Genomic DNA, 25,430 nt, shown 5'->3' with positions numbered 1-25,430 from the left:
CGACGCGCTCCTGTTCGACTCTCCGCAGCGTGCGTCGCACAGTATGCACCACGCGTACTCCTTCGCGCTGGAATATGCCCGAAGCGCTTGTTGCGGTGACTGTACGTCAACCATGCTGTCTCGCAGGGGAGTCACGTTCCGTGACCCTGAGGAGGCGCGAGGCGATGTGTCCGCCGGTTCGGATGGTGTGAGCGGTGCAGGTGCTTCAGGTTCAGCTGGAGGTCGGGCCGGATCCCGCAGAGGTGGGGCGGGCCCGCAGATGGGCGCGGTCGCGGCTGGTCGGGTCCGGAATGGAGGACGACGAGCCGCTCGCCGAGACGCTCATCCTGCTGATCTCGGAGCTCGTCACGAACGCGGTGGTCCACACGGGCTGCCCGGCCGTGCTGCGGATGCTGTTCGGCTTCTCGGGATCGACCGGGACGGTGCGGGTCGAGGTGGCCGACACCAGCTGCTGTCCTCCTCAGCCGCGTCACGCCGAGGGCGAGGACACCAACGGCCGCGGTCTGGAGCTCGTCGACGGCCTGGCGGACCGATGGGGCTGGCTGCCGGAGGGCGCCGGGAAGCGGATCTGGTGCGAGGTCGACCGGGGCGGCCCCGTGATGATCCCGGTGATCCAGGAACAGTCGGGCGACCTCGCACGAGGGGCACGTCTCTGAGGACGGCGGCGTGTTCTAGCGCCCCTGCCCGGGGACCGTCGAGCGGAACGTCCGCCGGTACACCGTCGGTGACACCCCCAGCGCCGCCTGCACGTGCTGCCGCAGGGACGTGGCCGTACCGAACCCCGCGTCCCGTGCCACCTGGTCGACCGACAGGTCCGTGGACTCCAGCAACTGCCGCGCCCGCTCCACCCGCTGCTGGGTGAGCCACTGCCCCGGACTGATGCCGACCTCCTCACGGAAGCGGCGGGTGAACGTCCGTACGCTCATCGACTCCTGGTGTGCCAGGTCGCGGAGCAGGATCGGCTGCTCGAGCCGACCGAGCGCCCAGGCGCGCGCACCGGTCGTCGTCGCGAGCTGTGTCTCGGGGACGGGCCGCTGGATGTACTGGGCCTGGCCTCCGTCGCGGTGCGGGGGGACGACGGTGCGGCGGGCGACGTCGTTGGCGACGGCGCTGCCGTGGTCGCGGCGCACGATGTGCAGGCAGAGGTCGATGCCGGCGGCGACCCCGGCGGAGGTCAGGACGTCGCCGTCGTCGATGAACAGGACGTCCGGATCGACACGGACGTTCGGGAAGAGCCGCTGGAAGTGGTCGGCGGCCGACCAGTGCGTGGTGGCGGGGCGGCCGTCGAGGTATCCGGCGGCGGCCAGGACGTAGCCCCCCGTGCAGATGGAGACCATCCGCGTACCCGGCCTGATGTACGCGAACGCGGCGGCGAGCTCGTCGGTGAGCCTGCCCTCCGAGTACACCGGGCCGAGCTCGTACGAGGCGGGGACGACGACCGTGTCCGCGGTGGCCAGGGCCTCGGGGCCGTGCTCGACGACGATGCTGAAGTCCGCGTCGGTGGCGACCGGGCCGGGCGGGCGGACGGAACAGGTCACCACGTCGTACAGCATCTTGCCCCTGTTGAGGGGCTCGGAGCTCAGTGAACGGCCGAAGATCCGCTGGGGAATGCCCAGTTCGAAAGGGAGCAGCCCGTCGAGGGCGAGTACGACGACGCGGTGCGGCATACGGATTCCTCTCCCACGGGCTGGCTTGCTGCGACCTTAAGCTGATAGGTCTCCTCGACGTGAAGGAAAAGTCGGCGGGCCCCGCGTTCATTCCCTCGGTGGCCCGTCCCCGGGCGGTGGCGGCTGCGGCAGCTCTCCTGACGGTGGCCGCGGGGCTCGGTGTGCGGTCCGTGGCGGGCGGCGAGCTCGCCAAGTACGCGGGGGACGCGCTGTACACCGTGCTGGCCCACGCCCTCGTCCTGTTCCTCGTGCCCCGGGTGCGGCCGCTGACGGCCGCGGGGGCGGCCCTCGCGTTCAGCTGGGCGGTCGAAGCGGCGCAGCTGACGGGGGTGCCGGCGGAGCTGTCCGAACGGAGCACGGTGGCCCGGCTGGTGCTGGGCTCGACGTTCAACGCCCCGGACCTGTTCTGGTACCTGGCGGGAGCCGTCCTGGCGTGGGCCGTGCACACCACGTACCGGAACAGGTCCGGCGCCTGACCGTCGGAGAGGGTGGCCCGATCTCGGTGGCCCGATCCCTGCGAAGGGTGGCTGCCCAGCCACTCGTACGGGGGCCGCGGCCCCAGGATGCTGACTGCGTGACACAGACAACCGAAAGCGCCGCCAGGGACGACGACCGTCGGACCGCTCCCGCCGACGCGCGCCGCCGTTCCACCCGCCCGCGCGTCCACCGGGCATGGATCGTGGCCGCCGTCACCTTCGTGACGATCATCGGCGGGGCTGCCTTCAACTCCCTGCCCGGCCTCCTCATCGACCCCCTCCACACGGAGTTCGGCTGGTCGCGCGGGGAGATCGGACTCGCCGTCTCGATCGACATGGCGCTGTACGGGCTGACCGCGCCGTTCGCCGCAGCCCTCATGGACCGGTTCGGCATCCGCCGGGTCGTGGTGGCCGCGCTGAGCGCGGTGGCCGCCGGGGCGCTGGCGAGCGTCTGGATGACGGCGTCCTGGCAGCTGATGATCTACTGGGGCCTGCTCGTCGGCCTGGGCACCGGCTCGATGGCCATGGCCTTCTCGGCCACCGTCACCAACCGCTGGTTCGTCGCCCGCCGGGGCCTGGTCACCGGCATCCTCACGGCGGCCGGCGCCTCCGGCCAGCTGGTCTTCCTCCCGCTGTGCGCCTGGATCGTCGACGTGCACGGCTGGCGGCCGGCCTCGGTGACGGTCGCCCTCGCCGCGCTCGTCGTCGTCCCGTTCGTCTGGCTGCTGATGCGGGACCACCCGGCCGACGTCGGCCTCGCCCCGTACGGCGGTTCGTACGTGGAGAAGCCGGCTCCCGCGGTGGGTGCGGCGACCCGTACCGTGCGGGTCCTGCTCGACGCGGCCCGCACGGGGCCGTTCTGGCTGCTGGCCGGCTCGTTCGCGATCTGCGGTGCCTCCACCAACGGCCTGATCCGCACCCACTTCGTGCCCTCGGCCCACGACCACGGCATGGAGATCACCGCGGCGGCCTCGCTGCTGGCGGTCATCGGGATCTTCGACATCATCGGCACGATCTTCAGCGGCTGGCTCACGGACCGCTTCGACGCCCGCAGGCTGCTCGCCGTCTACTACGCGCTGCGGGGCATCTCGCTGCTGTTCCTGCCGATGCTGATGGCACCGGCCGTGCACCCGCCGATGATCTTCTTCATCGTCTTCTACGGTCTGGACTGGGTCGCGACGGTCCCGCCGACCCTTGCCCTGTGCCGCGAGCACTACGGCGAGGACAGCGCGATCGTCTTCGGCTGGGTCCTGGCCTCGCACCAGGTGGGCGCCGCGCTGGTGGCGTTCCTGGGCGGCGTCGCACGGGATGCGTTCGGTTCGTACGACGTGGTCTGGTTCGCGTCGGGGGCGCTGTGCGCGTCGGCGGCACTGATGGCGCTGGTGCTCCGGCGGAAGCCGGCCGACGGCGCGCCGAAGGGCGCGGCCGTCGGCTGAGGCGGGGGCCCGTGGCCGGGCCGGCTGCCCGGGTCAGCGCGTGCGGGCCAGTCGCCCGGCGATCTTCCGGGCGTCCAGGGCCATTTCGCGGAGGTTGCCGCTGATCGGATTGGTGAACCCGGTGAAGTAGAGGCCGGGTGCCTGCCGCGGGGTGCGGGCGCCGTGCGCCACGGGCCGGCCGCGGGCGTCCAGTACGCCGAGGTGGCCCACCAGGTCCTCCAGGGCCCGCCGGTACCCGGTCGCCGCGATCACCGCGTCCGGGGTGATCCGGGTTCCGTCGGCCAGCACCACCGTGTCCTCGTCGAAGGACTCGACGGCCGCCACGGGGACCACCCGGCCGCGCTTCACCGCGTCGATCAGGCCGACGTCCTGGACCGGGATCGCGCCCTCCTTGACCCGGGAGTACAGGCCCGTGTCCGGGCGGGGCAGACCCTGCCCGGAGAGGTCGGGGACGGAGATGCGGCACATCAGGCGCCCGGCGCGGTCGACCAGCCGGACCGGCAGCCTGCGGACCAGTACGGCGGTCGCCTGCGCGGGCCAGCCCGCCGTCGAGCGGCGCACGATGTGCGGCGTGGTGCGCACCGCGATCCGTACCCGGGAGGCGCCGCCCTCCACGAGGTCCACGGCGATCTCCGCCCCCGTGTTGCCGATGCCGGCGACGAGGACGTCCCGGCCCGCGTACGGGGCCGGGTTGCGGTACTCCGCGGCGTGCGTCAGTTCGCCGGTGAAGGTGTCCGTGCCGGGCCAGTCCGGTGTCCGCGGGGTGTGGTTGAAGCCGGTGGCCACGACGACGGCCCGTCCGGTCAGTACGCGGCCGCCGGTCGCGGTCAGCTGCCAGCCGGTTCCGTCGGCGGCCGGGTCGATCCGGTTCACCTCGACGCCGGTCACGACCTCCAGCTCGTGGTGCTCGGCGTACTTCTCCAGGTAGCGCACCATGTCCTCGCGCGAGACCCAGCGTCCGAACCGGCGCGGCATCGCCAGCCCCGGCAGGGCCGACCAGCGCCGGGTGGTGTGGAGGTGCAGCCGGTCGTAGTGGCGGCGCCAGGACGCCCCGACGCCGCCGGACTTCTCCAGCACCACGGCCCGCACGCCCTGTTCCCGCAGGGTCGCTGCGACGGCGAGGCCGCCCGGCCCGCCGCCGATCACGTAGACCGGCCGGTCGTCGGTGCGGTCGATGGAGGAGGGGAGGACGGGGCCACCGGCGGTGGATGTGCTGTCTGACATGTTCCGGAGCGTAATCCGGCGTTCATTTGATGGGTCTCGGTCAAGACCGGAATCGGTTGCGAATTGATCACGGATGCGTGGTTGCCGTGCGCTCAGGGGCCGATTCCGGCTGCGGCCGCACACAAGCGTTCACAGTGCGGGTGCGGTGACTACGGCCAGAGCAGTTCGCGGGTCCAGGTGCCGCCGGCCTCCCGGCGGTAGCGCAGCCGTACGTGCCGCCGCTGCGCGTCGCCCTGGAAGAACTCCGCCTCCTTGGGCTCGACCACGTAGCGCGTCCAGGTCTCCGCGTCCGCGTCCGGCTCGGCGCGGGCGCGTTCCCAGGCGGCCTCGGAGGCCTTGACGAGGTCCTCGTACGAGGCGAGCACCTCGCTCTGCGAACCGGTCAGCGCGGCAGCCAGCGCGCCGGTCGACCGGGCGTGCAGATCGGCCAGGCTCTCCGCGCGGCCCACGGGGGTGACCGTGCCGCGTACCCGGATCTGGCGCCCCTGTGCGGGCCAGTAGAAGTTGAGGGCCGCGTGCGGGCGTGCCGCGAGCTGGCGGCCCTTCTCGCTGGTGGAGTGGGTGGCGAAGTGCCAGCCGCGCTCGTCCGCGTCGTGCAGCATCAGCGTCCGCACGTCGGGCCGGCCCTCGGCGTCCACGGTCGCCAGCGTCAGGGTGTGCGGCTCCGCCTGCCCGGCGGCCACGGCCTCGGCGAACCAGGCGTGGAAGAGGGCGAGGGGGTCGGCGGGTGCGGTGGACGGGTCGAAGCGGGGGAGGGTGACGTCCCAGACGCGCTGGGCGTGGAGCAGGTCGAGGAAGGTCTTCTGTGCATCGCTCATGGGTCCATTCCACCGCCTCGCGGGGTCGTCCGCCCAGTGGGTGCGGGAACGCCGACGGCGGACCACGTGGGGAGTGGTCCGCCGTCGGTGAGACAGGACGTGGGGCGCCACGGAGTGACCACGGGTGCCCGGCGTGTGTGGGGGGTCCTGGCCGGCGCCTACCTGACCGGCTTCTTGCCGGTGATACCGAGATGTACCAACAGGGCGAGGTTCGGCCGGAGTTCGGCCTGCTTCACGCCCCAGGTGGTGAAGCCCTTCTGGTGCGAGGCGACCGCGGCCAGCATCACGACCATGGAGCCCGCCACCGCGGCGGGGCTGACGTCCTTGTCGACCTTGCCCTTGGACTGGAGCTCCTTGACCGAATCCGTCAGGGAGTTGGTGACCGAGTTCAGGATCTTCATGCGGATCTTGTTGAACCGTTTGTCGCCCTCGGCCGCGCCGAGGTCGACGACACGGAGGATCGCGTCGTTGCGCCGCCAGAAGTCGAGGAATCCCTCGACGAGTTCTTCGGACGTCTGCCAGCCGGCCTTGCCGATCCAGGAGCGGCCCGCGACCAGTTCGGTCAGGCCGGCGCCCTCCTTGGCCATTTCCTCGGCGACTTCGAGGACGGCACCCTCGACGTCGGGGAAATACTGGTAGAAGGTCGCGGGTGAAGTCCCAGCCTTGCGGGCCACGTCGATGACTTTGACGTCCCGGTACGGCGAGGAGCTGAGCATCTCGCTGAGGCAGTCGAGCAGCTTCTGCCGCGTCGCCTGACCGCGCCGACCAGCCACGCGGCCGTCGACGGTGCGTACTTGTCCTGTCATGCCGTCAGCTTACCGAGGGGTGATCGGAGCGCGATTTGACCGACTGCAAATGGGGAACGCCCCAGTGCGGACGGGGTGCACGGCGCTTTTTCGCGGGGGCGGGGCCGTTTCGGAGGAGGTGATCCGGGGTGGGTGCGGGGGTGCCGGACACAGGTGGATCCGCAGACGCCGGCGCGGTGGATGTTCCGGTGCGACGGTCTTATCAACAGCCTGTGGATAACTTCGGTGGACAACTTTCGTCCACGAGGGGCGCAGAACCTTCACGATTCGGGCGAATGTTCTATTTGGACGTGTCGGGACGCTCGGGGCGCGCCGCGCGGCGCCCGACGTTACGTTGACTGTGACGGGCGTCACCGCTACGGAAGGGACCCGGGCCCATGGCCGCATTCGCGCAATCCGCGCCGTGCTGGGTGGATGTGCAGCTCTCCGACCTCGAAGCCGGCAAGCGCTTCTACGGCGGGCTCTTCGGCTGGACCTTCCGGGCGGGCGACGGCATGCCCTTCGCCGACGCCTTCAGCGACGGCAAGCTCGTCGCCGCGCTCGCCGCCAAGCAGGACGGCCGCATGCCGACCGCCTGGGGCGTCTACTTCGCCACCGACGACATCCTCGCCACCGTCGCAGGGATCCGTGAGGCGGGCGGCCAGGTGATCACCGAACCCGTGCGGGCGGGACGGGCCGGTGTGCTCGCCCAGGCGGCCGACCCGGGCGGCGGGGTCTTCGGGCTGTGGCAGGCGGGGGACCGGGCCGGCTTCGAGAAGCAGAACGAACCGGGATCCTTCTGCTGGACCGAGGTCTACACCCGGCAGCCGCAGCGTGTGGACGCCTTCTACGAGGAGGTCTTCGGCTTCCGGGGCACGGACCTCGACGAGCCCGAGGGCGGGGGCGACGACAGCGGCGTACTCGGCACGGACTTCCGCATGTGGTCCCCGGCCGGCAGCGATCCGGGGCCGGACACGGCGATCGGCGGACGGAGCGTCATCACGGACGCGTTTCCCGAGATGATGCCCAGTTACTTCCTCAACTACTTCGCCGTAGCCGACTGCGTCCGTACCGTCGAGACCGCCACCCGCCTGGGTGGCCGGATCTCGGCTCCGCCCTTCGACATCCCGTACGGGCGAATGGCCGTTCTCCAGGACGACCAGGGCGCCGCGTTCGCCGTACTGCAGCCGACCGAGCTGTTGCCCTAGTCGTTGCCCCGGCTGTCCTGAAAGGGGTGGAGTGCCACAGGACACCCCGATCCGCCCCCGGGTTCGCAACCGGGGCCGGAGCCAGGAAGAATCAGGGTGCGCACCGCCAGGTGGTGCCCAGTGGTGAGACGCTGCACAGGGCGGGATTTCGCGGGCTTCTGTTCCTGAGGTCCGTACGGGGAGGTGGCAGGCAAGTGGTGGAGCAGCTGACGCAGCATGACCCGAGGCGGATCGGCCCGTTCGAGGTACTGGGACGACTCGGGGCCGGCGGCATGGGGCTGGTCTATCTCGCGCGCTCGGCGTCGGGCCGGCGGGTGGCGATCAAGACGGTGCGCACGGAACTGGCCGAGGACCAGCTGTTCCGGGTCCGTTTCACGCGTGAGGTGGAGGCCGCCCGCGCGGTGAGCGGTTTCTACACCGCCGCCGTCGTCGACGCCGATCCGCGTGCGGCAGTGCCTTGGCTGGCCACCGCCTACGTCCCCGCCCCCTCGCTCGAGGAGATAGTGAGTGAGTGCGGGCCGATGCCGACGCAGGCCGTGCGGTGGCTGGCCGCGGGGATCGCGGAGGCCCTGCAGTCGATCCACGGGGCCGGACTGGTCCACCGCGACCTGAAGCCGTCCAATGTGCTCGTGGTCGAGGACGGGCCGCGGGTGATCGACTTCGGTATCGCGTCCGGTGTCTCCAACACCCGGCTGACCATGACCAACGTCGCGGTGGGCACTCCCGCGTACATGTCTCCGGAACAGGCCCGCGACTCGCGCAGCGTGACGGGGGCCAGCGACGTGTTCTCGCTCGGTTCGACGCTGGTCTTCGCGGCGACGGGGCATGCGCCCTTCCACGGCGCGAATCCCGTCGAGACCGTGTTCATGCTGCTGCGGGAGGGGCCCGACACGGAAGGGCTGCCCGACGACCTGCGTCCGCTGATCGAGTCCTGCATGCAGATGGACGCGACGCGGCGGCCCAGCCCGGCCGATCTGCAGGCCCAGCTCGCCCCGCACCTGTTCGCCTCCGGCAGTGACGACAGCGGTACGGCGTCGGCGTGGCTGCCGGCCCGGGCGACCGCGATGATCGAGCAGCGGAGGGGCGGCGGCCGCACCGCCGCCGTGCCCGCTCCGGTGGTCGCGCCGCCCCAGCAGCCCGGCCCGCGTCCGCCGGGCGCCGACTGGGACGGTGCCTGGCGCGGCGGCGACGTACGCACCGCGCCCGCGCCGTCCCCGGTGACGCCCGCGCCCGACGGCGGCCCGGTGCGGCTGCCCGGCGCGAAGGTGCCGATCGGTCCGGGCCCGCGCCCGGTGGACGTACGGGGTGCGGCCGCCGCGCACGCCGACCCGGCCACCGGCTGGGTGCGCCCGCCCGCCGGGCTGAACGGAGCGGCCGGCGGGGCCGCCCCCACGGCGCCGGTGCCCGCCCCGTCGCCCGCCCCGGACGCGGCGCCGGACCGCTGGCGGCCGTGGCGCTTCCGCATGTCGAACGATGTGTGGGGCACGCCCGTCGTGGTCGGCGATCTGCTGTACGTGACGTCCTTCGAGGTCCACGCGCTGGACGTGGGCAACGGGCGCCGTCAGTTCAAGACCCGGGACGTGGCCTGGGCCATGGCCGTCGACGGGGGCAGGATCCATGCCTCGGACGGCCCGTCCCTGTACGCGCTGGACGCGGCGACCGGCGCCGAGCGGTGGCGGCTGCAGACGGACGCGTGGGTGTACTCGCTGAAGGCCGACCGCGGCACCGTCCTGACCGGGACGCGCGGCGGTGGCGTGCAGGCGTGGGAGGCGTCCAGCGGCGAGAAGCTGTGGGAGGCCCGGGGCGTCCAGAGCGACTTCGAGACGCCCGAGGCCGGTCCGGTGATCCACGACGGCACGGTCTACCTCTGGCAGGACGCGCGGCTGCGGGCCGTCGACGCCCGGACCGGCGCGGAGCGGTGGTCCTACCCCATCGGCGACGCGGCCTCCTGCGGCGGTGTTCCCGTGCGGGTGACCCCGGCGCCGGACGGCTTCGTGTACGTGGCCGCGGGAACCCGGGTGCTGGCCGTGGACACGGTCTCGGGCCGGGTGCGCTGGCACTTCGAGTCCCCGGCCGCCTTCCTGTCGCCGCCCGCCTTCGCGCCCGGCCCCGCGGTCACCGGGGGCGGGGTGTATCTCGCCGACTATCTCGGCACCGTGTACGCGCTCGACGCGTCGACCGGCAAGGACCGGTGGCGGATTGCGACGGAGGCCCGGCAGACCATCGAACCCGTGCTGGTCACGGCGGGGAACGTGCACGTCGGCAGCGGCAGCGCGCTGTACACGCTGGACGCGGTGACCGGTACGCCGAAGTGGCGGTTCGCGGCGGGCGGCGAGGTGGTCGGCGCACCGGTGGTCGCGGACGGCCGGGTCCACTTCGGCTCGGCGGACCACGTGCTCTACACCCTGGACGCGGCCGGCGGCCAGCTGCGCTGGAAGCTCGCCACGGGCGGTGAGATCACGGGTTCACCGGTCGCGCAGGCGGGTGTCGTCTATGCGTGCAGCAAGGACCGGTGCGTCTACGCGCTGGACGCGCTGAAGGGAACGGGGACGGGGAGCAGGGCGACACGGACGTAACCCCGTGGACGTCTCACGGGCGCGGCGGGGGGTGGCGGCCGTCGTCCTCGTCCTGGACCGGATACGGGGCGGTGTCCTCTTCGGACCGGCCCCGGTGCTGGCCGGGCCCCGGGCCCGTGTAGGGGTGCGCCTCCGGCTCCGGCCACGGCGTCGTCTGCGCCGACATCCCCGGCTCCTGGGTCGGGGGCCAGGTGTCCGGGCGGTCGTCCGGCGGTACGGGATAGGGGTCGGGGTCCTCGCGCCGTGCCCGCACCGCCCGCGGCCGCCCCGACATCACCAGGGCGCCCAGCAGGAGCAGCACACCGCCCGCCGCCGCCTGCGCCACACCCATCCGCAGCACGGACCCGTCGCCGCCCACGGTCAGGCTGCCCGTCGCCTGCCCCAGGCGGACCATCCACAGCACGGTGAAGCCGAGAACGATCAGGCCCGCCACGGCGACCACCCAGCGCGAGCGGAGCACCACGCCCACCAGGGTCACCAGGGCGGCGAAGAGGAACGGCAGCAGGATCGAACCGAGGACGGCCGACGACGTCGTGCCGATGCCGTCGAACAGGTCCTGGACGCGGTAGTCCCGCCCGAGGCGGCCGTCGTACCAGCTCTGGAAGGGGCTCTGGACGGCGGCCGCCGCTCCTAGGAGAGCAAGGACGGAGCCGAGAACATTGCGGATCATCGTCAGCCTCCCGGGCCTGTGCGCAGGCACACCGCTCTCGGGCTCGACGCTACGCCCGGCCCCTCACCCGTGCCATCGGAGACCATTGCCAGACCGTGACAGGCTCATGACCGACCGAGGGTCTGCGGCGGAAATGCTGTGCGTTACGGTGTCGCGCGGCGGTGCGACGGACAGGTGCGGCCGACAACGGGCAAAGGGGGGCGGCATCGATGATGCGGCGACGTATGAGGTTCGCGGCGGTACTGGTCGTGGTGGTGCTCGCACTCACCGGATTCTCGACCTCCAGCAGCGGCGGCAAGGGAGGGAAGAGCCGCAGCGGCAAGAGCAGCAGCTCGGGCGGTGGCTGCTCCAACTCGAAGAAGAGCAACGGCGGTTACCACGACTACGACGACGATGACTACGACTCGTCGAGCGGCTCGTCCGGCGGCTCCACCTATTCCACGCCGACCCCCACCGCGACCGCGACCGACGCCCCTGACGTCCGGGTCGTCCGCTGCGCACAGCCCCGCAAGGGCAAGCGGAAGGCGGTCACCACGTCGACGGTGGAGATCCGGTCGACGGCGACGGGCACACACACGTACGACGTCGATGTGACGTTCCTCGACGCGAGCGGCAACACCGTGGACACCGGTGAGACCGCGGTCGAACTCGACTACGACCAGGTGGAGACCCTGACGGTCCGCATGGACAGCCCGCGGACCGTCTCCCGGGTGAAGCGCTGCCTGGTCACTGCGGAACTGCGCCACTGATTCTGTTCGCGGACATGCAGCGGCCGCGACGGCGCCCCCTCCGCGCCGCCGCGGCCGCTCCCCGTGCGTCGTGAGGTCTAGTTGGCCGGCTCGCCGGTGGCGTGGGCGTCCGCCGGCTTGAGCGGCGAGCCGGTCGCGTGGGCGTCCAGAGTGGTGATCTCCTCGCCGGTGGCGTGGGCGTCCGTCGGCTTGAGCGGCGAGCCGGTCGCGTGGGCGTCCAGAGTGGTGATCTCCTCGCCGGTGGCGTGCGCGTCCGTCGGCTTGAGGATGTCGCTCTTGTCGGCCATGAGGTTCAACTCCTGAAAAGTCTGACAGCGGATGGATGGGCCCGCCCGGCGATTCCCCCGTGGATCGCCGGGCGGGCCTTCCAGGGCCGTTCACCTTAGTGGTGTGGCCACTCGGCAATCCGTCTGCCCCCCGATGCGACGGATCGATGAGTAAGAGAGTGCCGTGACGCGATAAACGATTGATGAACGCCGGTCAGGAAGCCCTGGCGACCGGGGCCGGGGCCAGCAGGGCGCGTACCGAATCGGCTTCCGGGGACCCCAGGTCGTCGAAGAGGGAGAGGGCCTCGCTCCAGCAGACCTGCGCACGGTCGGTCTGCCCTATGCCCGCCAGCCCGCGTCCCAGCGCGGTGAGGACGTTCGCGCGCCGCCATTCGCCGCCGATGCCCCGCAGGATCGCCAGTGCCTGCTCCGCGTGTGATGCCGCGTGGGCCGGCTGACGGATGGCGAGGTGCAGCTCGGCCAGCCGGAACAGGGTCATTCCGTGCCACAGCTGCTGACGGCTGTCGCGGAACACGGCCATGGCTTCGGTGAGCACCTGCTGCGCGAGGCTCGTCCTGCCCGTGCCGGTGAGCGCCAGTCCCAGGGCGTACTTCCCGTTGGCCAGGCGCAGGGCCAGACCCGAGGTGTCCGCCTCGTAGATACCGACGCCCTGCTGGGCGAGGTCCACCGCACTCGCCGTTCGCCCCGTGGCCAGGTGGACCCGGGACAGGTTGCACAGGGCCGACGCCTCGCCCGGCTTGTTGCCGTCGGCACGGAAGGCGGCCAGCGCCTGCGTCAGGTGGGCCTCGGCATCGGTGTGCCGGTTCTCGTAGAGGGCGATGATGCCTCGTTGGTTCGGGACCTGCGCCAGGGACACCGGGTCGTCCGCCAGCCGGCCGAGATCGAGAGCGCGCCTTGCCTCGGTCTCCGCCTCGGCGAACCGTCCCGAGACGCTGAGGACATGGGTGAGCATCGTGCGGGCACGGCCTTCGGCCATCGCGTCTCCCGCCGCCTGGGCGGCTTCGCTCACCGCTTTGGCCGTCGTGGCGAACTGATGGGAGTTCGCCCCGGATTCACCCAGATCGACCACGGCCATGAGCAGGTCGGAAGCCCGCCGGGGCATGCTGGATCCTGCCGACTGGCGTGCGCAGGCCAGCAGTCCGCTGGATTCCGAGAAGAGCCAGTCCAGTGCGGTCTCGCGGACCCGGAAGGTGAGACCGGGGTACTCGGTGCGCGAGAAGTGGTCGAGCACCCGCTCCCCCGGCCGCTCCAGCGCGTACACCCCCGCCGCAGTCGCCAGATAGAAGTCCAGCAGCCGCGACAGCGCCAGTTCCCTTTCCACCGGCGGCTGTTCGTCGCGTTCCGCGCACGCACGCGCGTAGAGGCGTACCAGGTCGTGGTAGCGGTAGCGGCCAGGGGCCGCCGACTCCAGGAGGCTCGTGTCGACCAGGGCCTCCAGGAGGTCCTCAGCCGTGTGGGTCTCCAGGTTCAGCAGGGCCGCGGCGGCCGCGAGCGAGATGTCCGGGCCGTCCGCCAGGCCCAGGAGGCGGAAGGCGCGGGCCTGCTGGGGTTCCAGCTGGCCGTAGCCGAGTTCGAAGGTGGCCTTCACCGCGAGGTCGCCGGCCTGGAGCTCGTCCAGCCTGCGGCGTTCGTCGGCGAGCTTCGAGGCCAGCACCGAGACCGTCCAGGTGCGGCGGGCCGCCAGCCGGGACGCGGCGATACGGATGGCCAGGGGCAGGAACCCGCACGCGGCGACCACGTCGAGGGCGGCCTCGCGCTCGGAGGTGACGCGTTCGTTGCCGACGATGCGGGTGAAGAGCTGCAGGGCCTCCTCGGGGGACATCACGTCCAGGTCCACCAGGTGCGCGCCCGCCAGGTCGACCATGCGGACCCGGCTGGTGACCAGCGCTGCGCAGCCCGCCGTGCCGGGGAGCAGGGGACGGATCTGGGCCGCGTCGTGGGCGTTGTCCAGGAGGACCAGGATGCGCCGGCCGTCCAGGGTGGAGCGGTACAGGGCGGCACGCTCGTCCAGGGAGTCCGGGATCGCGGAATCGGGGGTGCCCAGGGCGCGCAGGAACGCCCCCAGGACCGTCTCGGGTTCGGCGGCTCTCGCGCCCGCGCCCTGGAGGTCCACGTACAGCTGGCCGTCGGGGAAGTGCGGGCGGGCCTGGTGGGCGACGTGCACGGCCAGCGTCGTCTTGCCGACGCCGCCGATACCGGCCAGTGCGGAGACAGCCATGACGGAGCCCTCGGCGGTGGCGAGCCGGCCGCCCAGCTCGGCAACGAAGGGGGCGCGGCCCGTGAAGTCCGGGACGGTGGCCGGGAGCTGGGCCGGGCGGACCGGGACGGCGGCCGGGGCGGGCTCGTCGGCCGGGCGGGCCAGTTCCTCGTCGGCCTGGAGGATGCGCTGCTGGAGCTGGGCCAGCTCGGGGCGCGGGTCGACGCCCAGTTCATCGGCGAGCAGCCGACGGGTGTCGGCGTACACCGCGAGCGCCTCGGCCTGGCGGCCGCTGCGGTACAGGGCGACCATCAGCAGCTCGCGCAGCCGCTCGCGCAGCGGGTGCGCGGCGGTGAGCGCGGTCAGCTCCGAGACCGCCTCGGCGTGGCAGCCGACCTCCAGGTCCAGGTCGAGCCGGGTCTCGGTGAGCTGGAGACGCCACTCCTCCAGACTCGTGCGCTGGTTCTCCGCGTACGGGCCGGGCACCGAAGCGAGCGCCTCACCGTCCCACAGGCCGAGCAGCTTGTTGATCAGGGTGCGTGCCTGGCAGCGGTCCCCGCCGCCGCGCGCCTTCTCCGCCTCGGCGGCCAGGTCCTGCGCGAGCGTGAGGTCGAGCGCCTCGCGGCTGATCCGGATCGCATAGCCGCCCGACTCACTGACCAGGGTGTCCTGGCCCAGGATCTTGCGGAGCCGGGACGCGTACGTCCGTACCGCGGCGAGGGCCTGCGAGGGAGGGTCGTCGCCCCAGAGGGCGTCGATGAGCTCGGCGGCGGTGGCCGTGCGGCCGTCGCGCAGGAGCAGCGCGACCAGCAGGGCCCGTTGCTGGGGCGACCCGGACGCCAGAGCCTCTCCGTCGCTCCAGGCACGCACGGGACCCAGCACGGCGAAGCGCAGACCGGTGCCGGTCGTCCGTCCTTGCGGAGCACGCTGCTCCGGAACGCGCACACGAGGTCCGTCGTCGCGGTCCATTGATGCCCCCTGTCCTGCTTGCCCCGCCGGTCCTGCCGATCGTGCTCTGTTCCGTGGCGCTGGTATCGCGCTCAACAGTCTGCCTTGTTACGGGCGGACTCGTCAGCATTGGGTGACGCTCTGCACAAGGCCTCGACAACGATTCGGGGGCGACGGCCTTTTCGGACAAGTGACACCGTGTCGGGTGGAGCTCCCGCGGAGGCCGGCCGGGGCGTGGAACCGAGGGCGTCGTAGATGCGCGGCAACGGTCCGCCGGGCAAAAGGCAGGAGCCCCGCTCCTCCGCCGGGGCGGGGGAGCGGGGCTCCTTGGGTACTGCTAGCCAGCCGCGATCGGCCGACCCGGGCAACTAGGCCGGGGTGACGTTCTCAGCCTGCGGACCCTTGGGTCCCTGAGTGACGTCGAAGTTCACGACCTGGTTCTCCTCGAGAGAGCGGAACCCGGACGCGTTGATCGCGGAATAGTGAACGAAGACATCCGGGCCGCCGCCGTCCTGGGCGATGAAGCCGAAGCCCTTTTCAGCGTTGAACCACTTGACGGTTCCGGTAGCCATAAGCCCTCCTTGGGCCAAAGGGTTGCCCTGCTCCAGAACCTGCAAACAAGTCTGAAAACTACAAAAGCCTGCGGGTTACATGCTCCGCAGGCTCTGTACTGCAAGGGAAACCAAACTGCAACTTGCGGGCGAGCCTAGCACGCAGTCTGCGGGGAGCGGTAGAGGGAAAGATCACTTCACTCGGATGTTTGGCGGGCGTGTGCTCGAGGTGACTGAGAGGGGTCCGAAGGGGTGCCGGAGGAGGCTCGGGGAGTCGTCCGGGCGCCCCGCTGGTGCCCGCGCGGGGGCGCAGGTCTAGCCTCGCGATGTGGACAATTCAACCGTCTCTCCCGTAGAAGGCGACGACCGTCGCAGCAGGCCGCGCGTCGGCCACATCCAGTTCCTCAACTGCCTGCCCCTCTACTGGGGCCTGGCACGGACGGGAACCCTGCTCGATCTGGAGCTCTCGAAGGACACCCCGGAGAGACTCAGTGAACAGCTGATCAGGGGCGACCTCGACATCGGTCCCGTCACCCTGGTCGAGTTCCTGCGCAACGCCGATGACCTGGTCGCCCTCCCCGACATCGCGGTCGGCTGCGACGGGCCCGTGATGTCGTGCGTGATCGTCTCGCAGCTTCCGCTCGACCGGCTCGACGGGGCCCGGGTGGCGCTCGGCTCGACCTCCCGCACCTCCGTACGGCTCGCCCAGCTGCTGCTCGCGGAGCGCTTCGGGGTCACGCCCGACTACTACACCTGCCCGCCCGATCTCGGTCTGATGATGCAGGAGGCCGACGCGGCCGTGCTGATCGGCGACGCCGCGCTGCGCGCCAACCTGCACGACGCCCCGCGGCTCGGGCTGCAGGTCCACGACCTGGGCAAGATGTGGAAGGAGTGGACGGGGCTGCCGTTCGTCTTCGCGGTCTGGGCGGTCCGCAAGGACTACCTGGCCGCGCACCCCCTGTTCGTGGGGAAGGTGCACGAGGCGTTCCTGGCCTCGCGTGACGTCTCGCTGGAGGAGGTCGCGAAGGTGGCCGAGCAGGCGGCGCGCTGGGAGGCCTTCGACGCCGAGGTGCTGGAGCGCTACTTCACGACCCTGGACTTCCGCTTCGGCCCGGACCAGCTGGCCGGGGTGCGTGAGTTCGCTCGAAGGACGGGGCCGACGACCGGCTTCCCCGCGGACGTGACGGTCGAGCTGTTCGGCGGCTGACCCGGACGCGACGGGAATGGTGCGTGAATAGGTGAATCCCGTACCTTCCCCGGGACCGGAGGGCCGTTTATCGGTCTCCCTGCGCGGCGGCCGCCACCGGCATTCCGTTCCGGATAAAGGGACGAATGGGCGGTGCCCGCCCTGTGCGTCCGAAGCCGAATAGCGGACATACCCCGGAACGTATCCGGGCCGCCTCCCGGTATCGCGCGGATGAACGGCGTATTCGCGCCTTTCGCTGTGGCGAAAACCGCCCTTCGTGCCCTTAGGGGCGAAATCGGCAGAAGGGTTCTCAGTGACCGCATGACCTGTGCGCCCTAGGCTGCGTTCGGAGGTCCCAAAGGTCCACAGGGGGAGACCGTATGCAGCCGCTGGAAGCCGGCGAACCGCACAGCATCGGCGCCTACCGGCTGCTCGGCCGGCTCGGGGCCGGCGGCATGGGCCGCGTCTATCTGGGCCGCAGCGCGGGCGGACGAACCGTGGCGGTCAAGGTCGTCCACCCCCACTTCGCCCTCGACGAACAGTTCCGTGCCCGATTCCGGCGTGAGGTCGAAGCGGCCCGACGGCTCGGAGCCCAGTGGACGGCACCGGTCCTGGACGCCGACCCGGACGCGCCGGTTCCCTGGGTGGCCACCGGTTACGTCGCCGGGCCGCCGCTCTCGGACGCGGTCACCCGGCACGGCCCGCTGCCCGAGTACGCGGTACGGACCCTGGGAGCCGGCCTCGGTGAGGCGCTCGACGCCGTGCACGCCCACGGCCTCATCCACCGCGACGTGAAACCGTCCAACGTCCTTCTGGCACTCGACGGCCCACGACTGATCGACTTCGGTATCGCCCGTGCCCTCGGCGCGACCGTCTCCCTCACCTCCACCGGGGTCTCAGTCGGCTCGCCCGGATACATGGCGCCGGAACAGATCCGGGGCCTGGACATCTCCGGCGCGGCCGACGTCTTCTCGCTCGGGGCGGTCCTCGCGTACGCGGCGACCGGCAACGCCCCCTTCGCGGGCGACTCCTCCGCCGTACTCCTCTACAAGGTGGTGCACGAGGAACCCGAACTGGGCGACCTGGAGGGCGAACTGCGCGCACTGGTGGCCGGGTGTCTCGCGAAGAACCCCGGTGACCGGCCGGCCCCGGCGGAGCTGGCCCGCAGGCTCGCGCCGGGCGGTGCCGCAGCGCTGGTGACGGCGGGCTGGCTGCCGAACTCCCTGGTGCGCGAGGTCAGCAGGGCCGCGGTGGCACTGCTCGACCTGGAGCCGCAGGAGGCCCCGGTCCAGTCCGGCCCGGTGCCGTTCAGCAACGCGTCACTGGGGAACGCGGCGCTCGGCACGTTCGGCCCGCCCCTCGCGCCGCCCCCGCCGTCCCTGCCGCCGCGCACCGGCGGGTCCGACGGCTCGGCCGGCAGGGAGAGTCCGGCCGGTACGGACAGCGGTGACAGGACCGGCGTGCCGGGGCAGCGCGGATCCGGCGGCCGCGTCGCCGTCGGCATGAGCGCCGACTCGCGGCCCGGGGCGGGACGGGGACGACGGGTGAGCTGCACCGTCGCGCTGGCCGTGGCCGGAGCACTCGCCGCGGTGATGCTCGGCACGGGGATGCTCCAGGACCTGCTGCCGGGCGGCGGCGCCGACAGCCACAACGACGGGGCCGCGAAGCCCCCTGCCGCCACCGGGTCGAAGAGCCCGGGAACGACCGCCCCGGAACCGGAACCGACCGCGCCGGGCGGCGGTTCGGTGAGCACGCTGCCCAAGGAGTTCGCCGGCACCTGGCAGGGGCCCACCACCGAACGCAACGGTCTGCCGCACGGCACGGTCACGGCCGTCTTCACCGAAGGGAGGAAGGGCCAGGACGTGGTCCGCCTCGCGCACCGGCTCGATGTGCTCGGAACGACCGTCGAGTGCAAGGGCATCGGCCGGCTCGTCTCCGGTACGGCCACGGAGGTGAGGATCCGGGAGCGCACCGACCCGGACAACGCCGACAGTGCCCTGTGCACCGGCGGCGACGCCGATCTGGTCTTCACCCTCACCGGCGACACGCTCGGCTATCGCTCGCAGGAGGAGGCCGCCGGCACCCCGAAGGGCACGCTGACCCGGTCCGGCGCCTGACCTCGGCAGGGGCTGGCGTAGGCTGGATCGGTCCGTGGATCCGCAGAGAAACCGCCGAAAGGTGACAGCCCGGTGACCGAGAAGGCCGACCTTCAGCCCGTCCTCGACCGCGCCGCCGAAGGCGGGCGGATCTCCCCGGAGGAGGCGCTCGACCTGTACCGGTCGGCACCGCTGCACGCGCTGGGGGTGGCTGCCGACACCGTGCGCCGCCGTCGCTACGCGGGTACGGAGCACATCGCGACGTACATCATCGAGCGCAACATCAACTACACCAACGTGTGTGTCACGGCCTGCAAGTTCTGCGCCTTCTACGCAGCGCCCAAGGACACCGCCAAGGGCTGGTCCCGCGATCTCGACGACATCCTGCGCCGCTGCGCGGAGACCGTCGAGCTGGGCGGTACGCAGATCATGTTCCAGGGCGGTCACCACCCGGACTACGGCGTCGAGTACTACGAGGAGCACTTCGCCGCGATCAAGAAGGCGTTCCCGCAGCTGGTCATCCACTCGCTCGGTGCCTCCGAGATCGAGCACATGGCGCGCATCTCCGGAGTCTCCGCGAAGGAGGCCATCCAGCGCATCCACGCCGCCGGCCTCGACTCCTTCGCCGGCGCCGGCGCCGAGCTGCTGCCCGCACGGCCGCGCACCGCGATCGCTCCGCTCAAGGAGTCGGGCGAGCGCTGGCTGGAGATCATGGAGATCGCCCACGGCCTGGGCGTCGAGTCCACCTCCACCATGCTGATGGGCACCGGCGAGACCAACGCCGAGCGCATCGAGCACCTGCGGATGATCCGTGACGTGCAGGACCGTACGGGCGGCTTCCGCGCCTTCATCCCGTACACGTACCAGCCGGAGAACAACAAGCTGAAGGGCCAGACGCAGGCCACGCTCTTCGAGTACCTGCGGATGATCGCCATCGCCCGGCTCTTCCTCGACAACGTCGCCCACATCCAGGGCTCCTGGCTGACCACCGGCAAGGAGGTCGGCCAGCTGTCGCTGCACTACGGCGCGGACGACCTCGGCTCGATCATGCTGGAGGAGAACGTCGTCTCCTCGGCCGGCGCCAAGCACCGCTCGAACCGCCTGGAGATCATCGACCTGATCCGCAAGGCGGGCCGGGTCCCGGCTCAGCGCGCCACGACGTACGAGCACCTCGTCGTCCACGACGACCCGGCGAACGACCCGGTCGACGAGCGGGTCGTCTCGCACATCTCGTCCACGGCGATCGTGGGCGGCACCGCCCACCCGGAGCTGAAGCTCCTCGACGCCAACTGATCCTGCCGTGCTGACGATTCATGCCGCCGACGCGGTCCTCGGCGCCCCGGAAGGGGCGGATTCCGTGGCCGTGGACGGCGGCTTCGTCGTCTCCGTGGGCGCGTACGGGGACGTCACCGCAGCCTTCCCGCAGGCCAGGGTGCGGCGCTGGTCCGGGCTCATCACGCCGGGACTGGTGAACGTCACGGCGTCCGCCCTGCTGGAGGCGGCCTACCACCCCGACCCGCGCGAGGCGGACGAACTGGGCACCGTCCCGCTGACCGGCGACGCGGTCGCCGCACTCGGGATGGATGACGCCCGGTGGGGCGCGAGTGCCCGGCGTGGGCTGCAGCGGATGCTCCGGCACGGAACGACCGCCGTCGCCGGACACTTCATTCGGCCCGCGGTGCGCACAGCGGTCATGCGCTCAGGACTCCGCGTCCACGCACCGGCCGAGGGGGACGCGGACCGGCCCGTGTCCCTCGATCCGCTCGCGGGGGCACGGGAGCCGGCGAGTGCGTTCGGCGGGCCGCCGGTCATCGGCGGCGCCGCTGACCTGGCGGTGTTCGACGTGCGGGACGCGGCGGAACTGGCCAGGGTGGGCGCGGGCAGCTGTGTCGCGACCGTTCTCGGCGGGCGCCTGGTCTTCCGCAGCTCATGACGGCCTGCCCCCTCCGCTCCGTACGTGGAGGTCAGCGCGCGGACGGGCCGCCCAGGTACTTTCCGTCGGAGGTGTAGGGCCAGGCATTCGACACGCACCCCTTCAGGCCCTTGATCTGCTGCATCATCGCCGGGGCCGGGCGCCCGGGGCCCGGGCAGGTCTCATGGCCGTGGCCCAGCCAGTGGCCGACCTCATGGTTGATGATCAGCGCGCGGTACTCGGCCGGCGAGCCGTCGAACGTCGGTGAACCGAGCTGCCAGCGCCGCAGGTTGACCATGACGTCCTTGTCGCCGCGGCAGTTGAGCTCGCCGCCGGTGTTGAGGTCGAAGGCGCCGCACAGCCGGTCGGTCGTGTCCGGGGTCCCGATGCGGATCACCAGCCCGGCCGAACTGCCGGCCACCTGACGGAAGGAGCGGGTTCCTCCTCTGCTCCAGCCGCGCGGGTCGGCGAGGACCGCGGCGATGTCCTCGGCGGCCCGGTCGGGATCGACTCCGCTGCCGTTCTCCACCTCGACACGGTAGGGGTGGCCGCTGCCCGCGGCCGTGGCACCCTCCTGGGCGACCGTGAAGGTGCCGGGGCCGGACTCGGGCACCTTCGGCGGACCGGGCTTCTTCGCGCGCGGGGAGGGCCCGGGGGGACGGGGGGAGGGGGAAGCCGCGGCCCGGGGGCCGTCCGAGGCCTCGGGAGTCCTCGCGAGGAGGGACGGGGCCGGCGTGACCGCAGGCGGCGGGGCCGGAGCAGCGGTCGGCGGGGCGGGCTGCTGCCATGGGTGGTTCAGGTGGAGGAACACCGAAGTGACGGCGCCGGCGAAGGCAGCCAGAAGGACCAGCGAGCGCTTCTGTCTGCGTCTTCGTCGAGCGCGGGCCTGCTGCCGGGACCGTCGGGGCCCGCCGGGAGCCGCCGCTCCCGGCGGGCGGCGGGGGGCGCCGGCGCCCCGTATGCGGTGATCTGTGTGCGTGTCCACAGGGCGTTCGTCCGTCTGTTCGTCTGTCCGTGCCGGGTGGTCGTCGGGGAATGCCCGCGGGATCGCGGCCGCGCCCCGCAGGCCGGAGATCAGCCGCCCCGGACACTCACCTGCTTCTCGAGCAGCGGGTGCTCGTCCGCGTACCGCACGACGTCCAGCAGCCCGCTCTCCCGTACCCCCTCGAGGAGTTGCTGCGCGGTCACCGGTGCGGACCTCCCTGTCCGCTCGTCCGGGGAGATCTCCAGCCGGACGTCACTGCCCCCGTAGGTGAACGCCATCGAGGTGGCATTCGTTTCCATCGAGCCCGAGGCGCCGACCCGGATCGTCGTCTCGGTACCGGCTTCCAGTTCCGCCGTCCCGCACGTCATCCCCTTCTCCGGAATACTCGTGCAGGGCCCGGCGGCCACACCGTCGTCCGGCCGCACCGTGAACGTCACACGGAACACGTCCCCGTCCTTCTCCCCCTGGTAGGAGACGACGGAGGAGTCGAGCGGACGGATCGTCCCGACCGCGTCCGGCAGCGCCCCGTCCAGCACGTGTGCCGTCCACTGCTGGAACTCCTCGAACCGCTTCCGCTCGGCACCGGACAGGCCGTTCAGGCTTCCCTCCTCCGTCTCGCCGGGGGTGGCCTCCACATGGACCGGCGTGCGGTACGGGGCCGGAGGGACCGTACCGGTGGCCGCGACACCGGCCTCCGTACCGCCGCCCGGCAGCACGACCGCCCCGAGCGCCGCCAGCCCGGCCACCCCCAGGGCGCTCGCCGCGACCGTCAGCCGCGCCCGTGCCCGGCGCCGTCGCCCCGACAGGGCGGCGGCCGGAACCAGGTCGGGCAGCGGCGGCAGATCGTCGACCGTACGCTCCATCGCTTCCCTGAGCAGGGAGACATCGTTGCTCATCGCGGGTCCTCAACTCTCGGTGGTGTAGACATGGGCCGGTCCCAGCTGCTCCCGCAGCCGAGCCAGTGATCGCGAACACTGGCTCTTGACCGTGGACTCGCTGCACCTCAGGAGTTCGGCGACGGACTCGACGCTCAGGTCCTCCCAGTAGCGCAGCACGACCATCGCCCTTGCCCGGGGCGGGAGTTCGGCCAGTGCGGTCAGCAGCGTCACCGTCAGTTCGGGACGGACGGCGGCACGCGGGGTGTCGACGCGGGTGTGGGCGAGAAGATCGCGGAGCCGGCGTCGGCGCTCCGCGAGGTAGGTGCGCGTCAGCACGGTGCGCGCATAGGCCTCCGGGTACTGGGCGGTGCCCGCCCGCCGCCAGTGCTGGAACAGCTTCGCCAGCGTCGTCTGGGTCAGATCGCGGGCACTCTCCGCGTCACCGCACAGCAGATACGCCGTCCGGTACAGACGGCGCTGGCTCGCCCGGGCGAATTCCTCGAAGCTCGTGGGGCCGGTGGAATCCCGGCTGTGGACGGTTGACATCTGCCTCCTCTCTCCGGTTGTCGGTGGTCTCACCCTGTTACTGAGTGCCGCCGGGCCCAAAAGGTTGAAGCGGCTCACGCCGCCGTGAGACGTCGGCACCGGGGCTGCTTGAATGGGAGGGTGACCCGAGCATCCCTGGACAAGCAGCCGCACGAAGTCGCCTCGATGTTCGACGACGTGGCGGCGAACTACGACCTCACCAACGACGTGATCTCCCTCGGGCAGGCCAGGCTCTGGCGCAAGGAGGTCGCCAAGGCGGTGGACGCCCGCCCGGCGCAGAAGATCCTCGACCTGGCCGCCGGAACCGCCACCTCCTCGCAGCCCTTCGCCCGGGCGGGCGCCTACGTGGTGCCCTGCGACTTCTCGCTCGGGATGCTGCGGGTCGGCAAGGAGCGTCACCCGTGGATGCCGTTCACCGCGGGCGACGGTACGAAACTCCCCTTCAAGGACGAGACGTTCGACGCCGTCACGATCTCCTTCGGGCTGCGCAACATCCAGGACACCGACCAGGCGCTGCGCGAGCTGTACCGGGTGACCAAGCCCGGCGGCCGGGTGGTGATCTGCGAGTTCTCGCAACCGACGTGGGCGCCGTTCCGCAGGGTCTACAGCGAGTACCTGATGCGGGCACTGCCGCCGGTCGCCCGCACCGTGTGCACCAACCCGGACGCGTACGTGTATCTCGCCGAGTCGATCCGCGCCTGGCCCGACCAGGCGGGTCTCGCCGCCCGGCTGCAGAAGGCCGGCTGGTCGAAGGTCGCCTGGCGCAACCTCACCGGTGGTGTGGTGGCACTGCACCGGGGTGTGCGCGACTGAACCCCGGTACGTACGGATCGGGCTCCGGACGGCCCGGCCCGGCCGCCGGGACCGTCCCGGCCGGGCACCCATAGACTGCACGCGACCGGTGCCGCGCGGCACGCGATTTCGAGTCTTCGGGAGATCCGACCGTGACCGAGCAGCCCCTCTCCGAACACAGCGCGGACGTGATCGTCGTCGGGGCGGGCCCAGCCGGCTCCACGACCGCGTACTACCTCGCCAAGGCCGGACTCGACGTACTCCTCCTGGAGAAGACGGCGTTCCCGAGGGAGAAGGTCTGCGGCGACGGCCTCACCCCGCGCGCCACCAAGCAGCTCGTGTCCATGGGCATCGACATCTCCGAAGAAGCCGGCTGGCTGCGCAACAAGGGCCTGCGCATCATCGGCGGCGGTGTCCGCCTCCAGCTGGACTGGCCGGAACTGGCCTCCTTCCCGGACTACGGACTGGTCCGCAAGCGCGACGACTTCGACGAGACGCTGGCCCGCCAGGCGCAGAAGGCCGGCGCGCGGCTGCACGAGCGCTGCAACGTCGGCGCGCCCATCCTCGACGAGCGCACCGGACGCATCACCGGCGTGACCGCCAAGGTCGGCGAGGAGAAGACCCCGGTCACCTTCCACGCCCCCCTCGTCGTCGCCGCCGACGGCAACTCCACCCGGCTCTCCCTCGCCATGGGCCTGCACCGCCGTGAGGACCGCCCGATGGGCGTCGCGGTCCGTACGTACTTCACCTCGCCCCGCCACGACGACGACTACCTGGAGTCCTGGCTGGAGTTGTGGGACCGGCGCGGCGCCGAGGACCGTCTGCTGCCCGGCTACGGCTGGATCTTCGGCATGGGCGACGGCACGTCCAACGTCGGCCTCGGCATCCTCAACTCCTCCTCTGCGTTCAAGGAGCTCGACTGGCGCGAGGTCCTCAAGGCCTGGTGCGCCTCCATGCCGGAGGACTGGGGCTACACCCCGGAGAACATGACGATGCCGATCCGCGGGGCCGCGCTCCCGATGGCCTTCAACCGCCAGCCGCACTACACCAAGGGCTTGCTGCTCGTCGGTGACGCGGGCGGCATGATCAACCCGTTCAACGGCGAGGGCATCGCGTACGCCATGGAGTCGGGCCAGATCGCCGCGGACGTCATCGTCCAGGCCCACGCCCGTGCGACCCCCGCCCAGCGCGAACTGGCCCTGAACAACTACCCGAAGGTGCTCAAGGAGACCTACGGCGGCTACTACACGATGGGCCGCGCCTTCGTGAAGCTGATCGGCAACCCGAAGATCATGAAGATCGCGACCCAGCGGGGGCTGACCCACCCCCTCCTGATGAAGTTCACGCTGAAGATGCTCGCCAACCTCACCGACCCGACGGGCGGCGACGCGATGGACCGCATCATCAACGGCCTCTCGAAGGTCGCACCGAAGGCCTGAACCG

Annotated in this window: 23 protein-coding genes; 12 read left to right on the top strand and 11 right to left on the bottom strand. The window is 71.6% G+C overall.

Features of this window, described 5'->3' with window-relative positions; all coding sequences use genetic code 11:
• Positions 1-194 precede the first annotated feature (194 nt).
• Complete coding sequence (locus OG844_RS24140) at positions 195-656, top strand: ATP-binding protein (protein WP_406392988.1); 462 nt, start codon at positions 195-197, stop codon at positions 654-656.
• A 15-nt stretch (positions 657-671) separates the two neighbouring features.
• Here the strand turns inward: OG844_RS24140 and OG844_RS24135 are convergent, their stop codons facing one another.
• Positions 672-1,667 (bottom strand): GlxA family transcriptional regulator, encoded by a 996-nt coding sequence (locus tag OG844_RS24135; protein ID WP_406392987.1) that lies wholly within the window; start codon positions 1,665-1,667, stop codon positions 672-674.
• A 59-nt stretch (positions 1,668-1,726) separates the two neighbouring features.
• Here OG844_RS24135 and OG844_RS24130 point away from each other — a divergent pair, with 59 nt between their 5' ends.
• Together OG844_RS24130 and OG844_RS24125 are read left to right on the top strand one after the other, a co-directional pair.
• Positions 1,727-2,143, top strand: a complete 417-nt coding sequence (locus OG844_RS24130; protein WP_406392986.1) for a DUF2809 domain-containing protein — start codon at positions 1,727-1,729, stop codon at positions 2,141-2,143.
• A gap of 98 nt (positions 2,144-2,241) precedes the next feature.
• Positions 2,242-3,579 (top strand): MFS transporter, encoded by a 1,338-nt coding sequence (locus tag OG844_RS24125; protein WP_406392985.1) that lies wholly within the window; start codon positions 2,242-2,244, stop codon positions 3,577-3,579.
• Between the two features lie 33 nt (positions 3,580-3,612).
• Here OG844_RS24125 and OG844_RS24120 read toward each other — a convergent pair whose 3' ends face one another.
• The 3 genes from OG844_RS24120 to OG844_RS24110 form a co-directional block, all read right to left on the bottom strand.
• On the bottom strand, positions 3,613-4,803 hold the full coding sequence (locus OG844_RS24120; protein WP_406392984.1) for a flavin-containing monooxygenase: 1,191 nt from the start codon (positions 4,801-4,803) through the stop codon (positions 3,613-3,615).
• A gap of 149 nt (positions 4,804-4,952) precedes the next feature.
• Positions 4,953-5,621, bottom strand: a complete 669-nt coding sequence (locus OG844_RS24115; RefSeq protein WP_406392982.1) for a pyridoxal 5'-phosphate synthase — start codon at positions 5,619-5,621, stop codon at positions 4,953-4,955.
• Between the two features lie 158 nt (positions 5,622-5,779).
• A complete protein-coding gene (locus OG844_RS24110; protein ID WP_329208466.1) occupies positions 5,780-6,427 on the bottom strand; it encodes a TetR family transcriptional regulator in 648 nt (215 codons plus the stop codon).
• A gap of 377 nt (positions 6,428-6,804) precedes the next feature.
• Here OG844_RS24110 and OG844_RS24105 point away from each other — a divergent pair, with 377 nt between their 5' ends.
• Together OG844_RS24105 and OG844_RS24100 are read left to right on the top strand one after the other, a co-directional pair.
• Positions 6,805-7,614, top strand: coding sequence for a VOC family protein (locus OG844_RS24105; protein ID WP_406392980.1), 810 nt, complete (start codon positions 6,805-6,807; stop codon positions 7,612-7,614).
• Between the two features lie 194 nt (positions 7,615-7,808).
• A complete protein-coding gene (locus OG844_RS24100; RefSeq protein ID WP_406392979.1) occupies positions 7,809-10,190 on the top strand; it encodes a PQQ-binding-like beta-propeller repeat protein in 2,382 nt (793 codons plus the stop codon).
• A 13-nt stretch (positions 10,191-10,203) separates the two neighbouring features.
• On the opposite strand, the gene OG844_RS24095 is transcribed toward OG844_RS24100, so the two are convergent.
• On the bottom strand, positions 10,204-10,860 hold the full coding sequence (locus OG844_RS24095) for a hypothetical protein (protein ID WP_406392978.1): 657 nt from the start codon (positions 10,858-10,860) through the stop codon (positions 10,204-10,206).
• A gap of 209 nt (positions 10,861-11,069) precedes the next feature.
• Between OG844_RS24095 and OG844_RS24090 the strand changes: the two genes are divergently transcribed.
• Complete coding sequence (locus tag OG844_RS24090) at positions 11,070-11,609, top strand: hypothetical protein (RefSeq protein WP_406392976.1); 540 nt, start codon at positions 11,070-11,072, stop codon at positions 11,607-11,609.
• 77 nt (positions 11,610-11,686) lie between these two features.
• On the opposite strand, the gene OG844_RS24085 is transcribed toward OG844_RS24090, so the two are convergent.
• The 3 genes from OG844_RS24085 to OG844_RS24075 all read right to left on the bottom strand — a co-directional run bounded on the left by OG844_RS24085 (position 11,687) and on the right by OG844_RS24075 (position 15,613).
• Entirely contained in the window at positions 11,687-11,896 is a 210-nt protein-coding gene (locus OG844_RS24085) for a hypothetical protein (RefSeq protein WP_406392975.1), read from the bottom strand.
• A 193-nt stretch (positions 11,897-12,089) separates the two neighbouring features.
• Positions 12,090-15,062, bottom strand: a complete 2,973-nt coding sequence (locus OG844_RS24080; RefSeq protein ID WP_406392973.1) for an AfsR/SARP family transcriptional regulator — start codon at positions 15,060-15,062, stop codon at positions 12,090-12,092.
• Positions 15,063-15,409: 347 nt separating this feature from the next.
• Complete coding sequence (locus OG844_RS24075) at positions 15,410-15,613, bottom strand: cold-shock protein (protein WP_003967102.1); 204 nt, start codon at positions 15,611-15,613, stop codon at positions 15,410-15,412.
• Positions 15,614-15,920: 307 nt separating this feature from the next.
• On the opposite strand from OG844_RS24075, the gene OG844_RS24070 reads away from it, so the two are divergent.
• The 4 genes from OG844_RS24070 (at position 15,921) to OG844_RS24055 (ending at position 20,807) form a co-directional block, all read left to right on the top strand.
• On the top strand, positions 15,921-16,799 hold the full coding sequence (locus OG844_RS24070) for a menaquinone biosynthetic enzyme MqnA/MqnD family protein (RefSeq protein ID WP_406392972.1): 879 nt from the start codon (positions 15,921-15,923) through the stop codon (positions 16,797-16,799).
• A gap of 359 nt (positions 16,800-17,158) precedes the next feature.
• Positions 17,159-18,895, top strand: a complete 1,737-nt coding sequence (locus OG844_RS24065; RefSeq protein ID WP_406392971.1) for a serine/threonine-protein kinase — start codon at positions 17,159-17,161, stop codon at positions 18,893-18,895.
• Between the two features lie 72 nt (positions 18,896-18,967).
• Complete coding sequence (gene mqnC / locus OG844_RS24060; RefSeq protein ID WP_406392970.1) at positions 18,968-20,167, top strand: cyclic dehypoxanthinyl futalosine synthase; 1,200 nt, start codon at positions 18,968-18,970, stop codon at positions 20,165-20,167.
• 7 nt (positions 20,168-20,174) lie between these two features.
• Complete coding sequence (locus OG844_RS24055) at positions 20,175-20,807, top strand: hypothetical protein (protein WP_406392969.1); 633 nt, start codon at positions 20,175-20,177, stop codon at positions 20,805-20,807.
• 31 nt (positions 20,808-20,838) lie between these two features.
• Here OG844_RS24055 and OG844_RS24050 read toward each other — a convergent pair whose 3' ends face one another.
• The 3 genes from OG844_RS24050 to OG844_RS24040 form a co-directional block, all read right to left on the bottom strand.
• Entirely contained in the window at positions 20,839-21,597 is a 759-nt protein-coding gene (locus tag OG844_RS24050) for a DUF3152 domain-containing protein (protein WP_406392967.1), read from the bottom strand.
• Between the two features lie 263 nt (positions 21,598-21,860).
• Positions 21,861-22,667: a hypothetical protein gene (locus tag OG844_RS24045; protein WP_406392966.1), complete on the bottom strand. Its 807-nt coding sequence runs from the start codon at positions 22,665-22,667 to the stop codon at positions 21,861-21,863.
• Between the two features lie 9 nt (positions 22,668-22,676).
• Positions 22,677-23,195, bottom strand: coding sequence for a SigE family RNA polymerase sigma factor (locus tag OG844_RS24040; protein ID WP_406392965.1), 519 nt, complete (start codon positions 23,193-23,195; stop codon positions 22,677-22,679).
• Positions 23,196-23,315: 120 nt separating this feature from the next.
• On the opposite strand from OG844_RS24040, the gene OG844_RS24035 reads away from it, so the two are divergent.
• Positions 23,316-24,008, top strand: coding sequence for a demethylmenaquinone methyltransferase (locus OG844_RS24035; RefSeq protein ID WP_406392964.1), 693 nt, complete (start codon positions 23,316-23,318; stop codon positions 24,006-24,008).
• Between the two features lie 131 nt (positions 24,009-24,139).
• Complete coding sequence (locus tag OG844_RS24030) at positions 24,140-25,426, top strand: geranylgeranyl reductase family protein (protein WP_329208451.1); 1,287 nt, start codon at positions 24,140-24,142, stop codon at positions 25,424-25,426.
• Positions 25,427-25,430: the final 4 nt, after the last annotated feature.

The organism is Streptomyces sp. NBC_00887, assembly GCF_045207585.1.
This window is presented reverse-complemented; position numbering and strand designations above follow the sequence as displayed.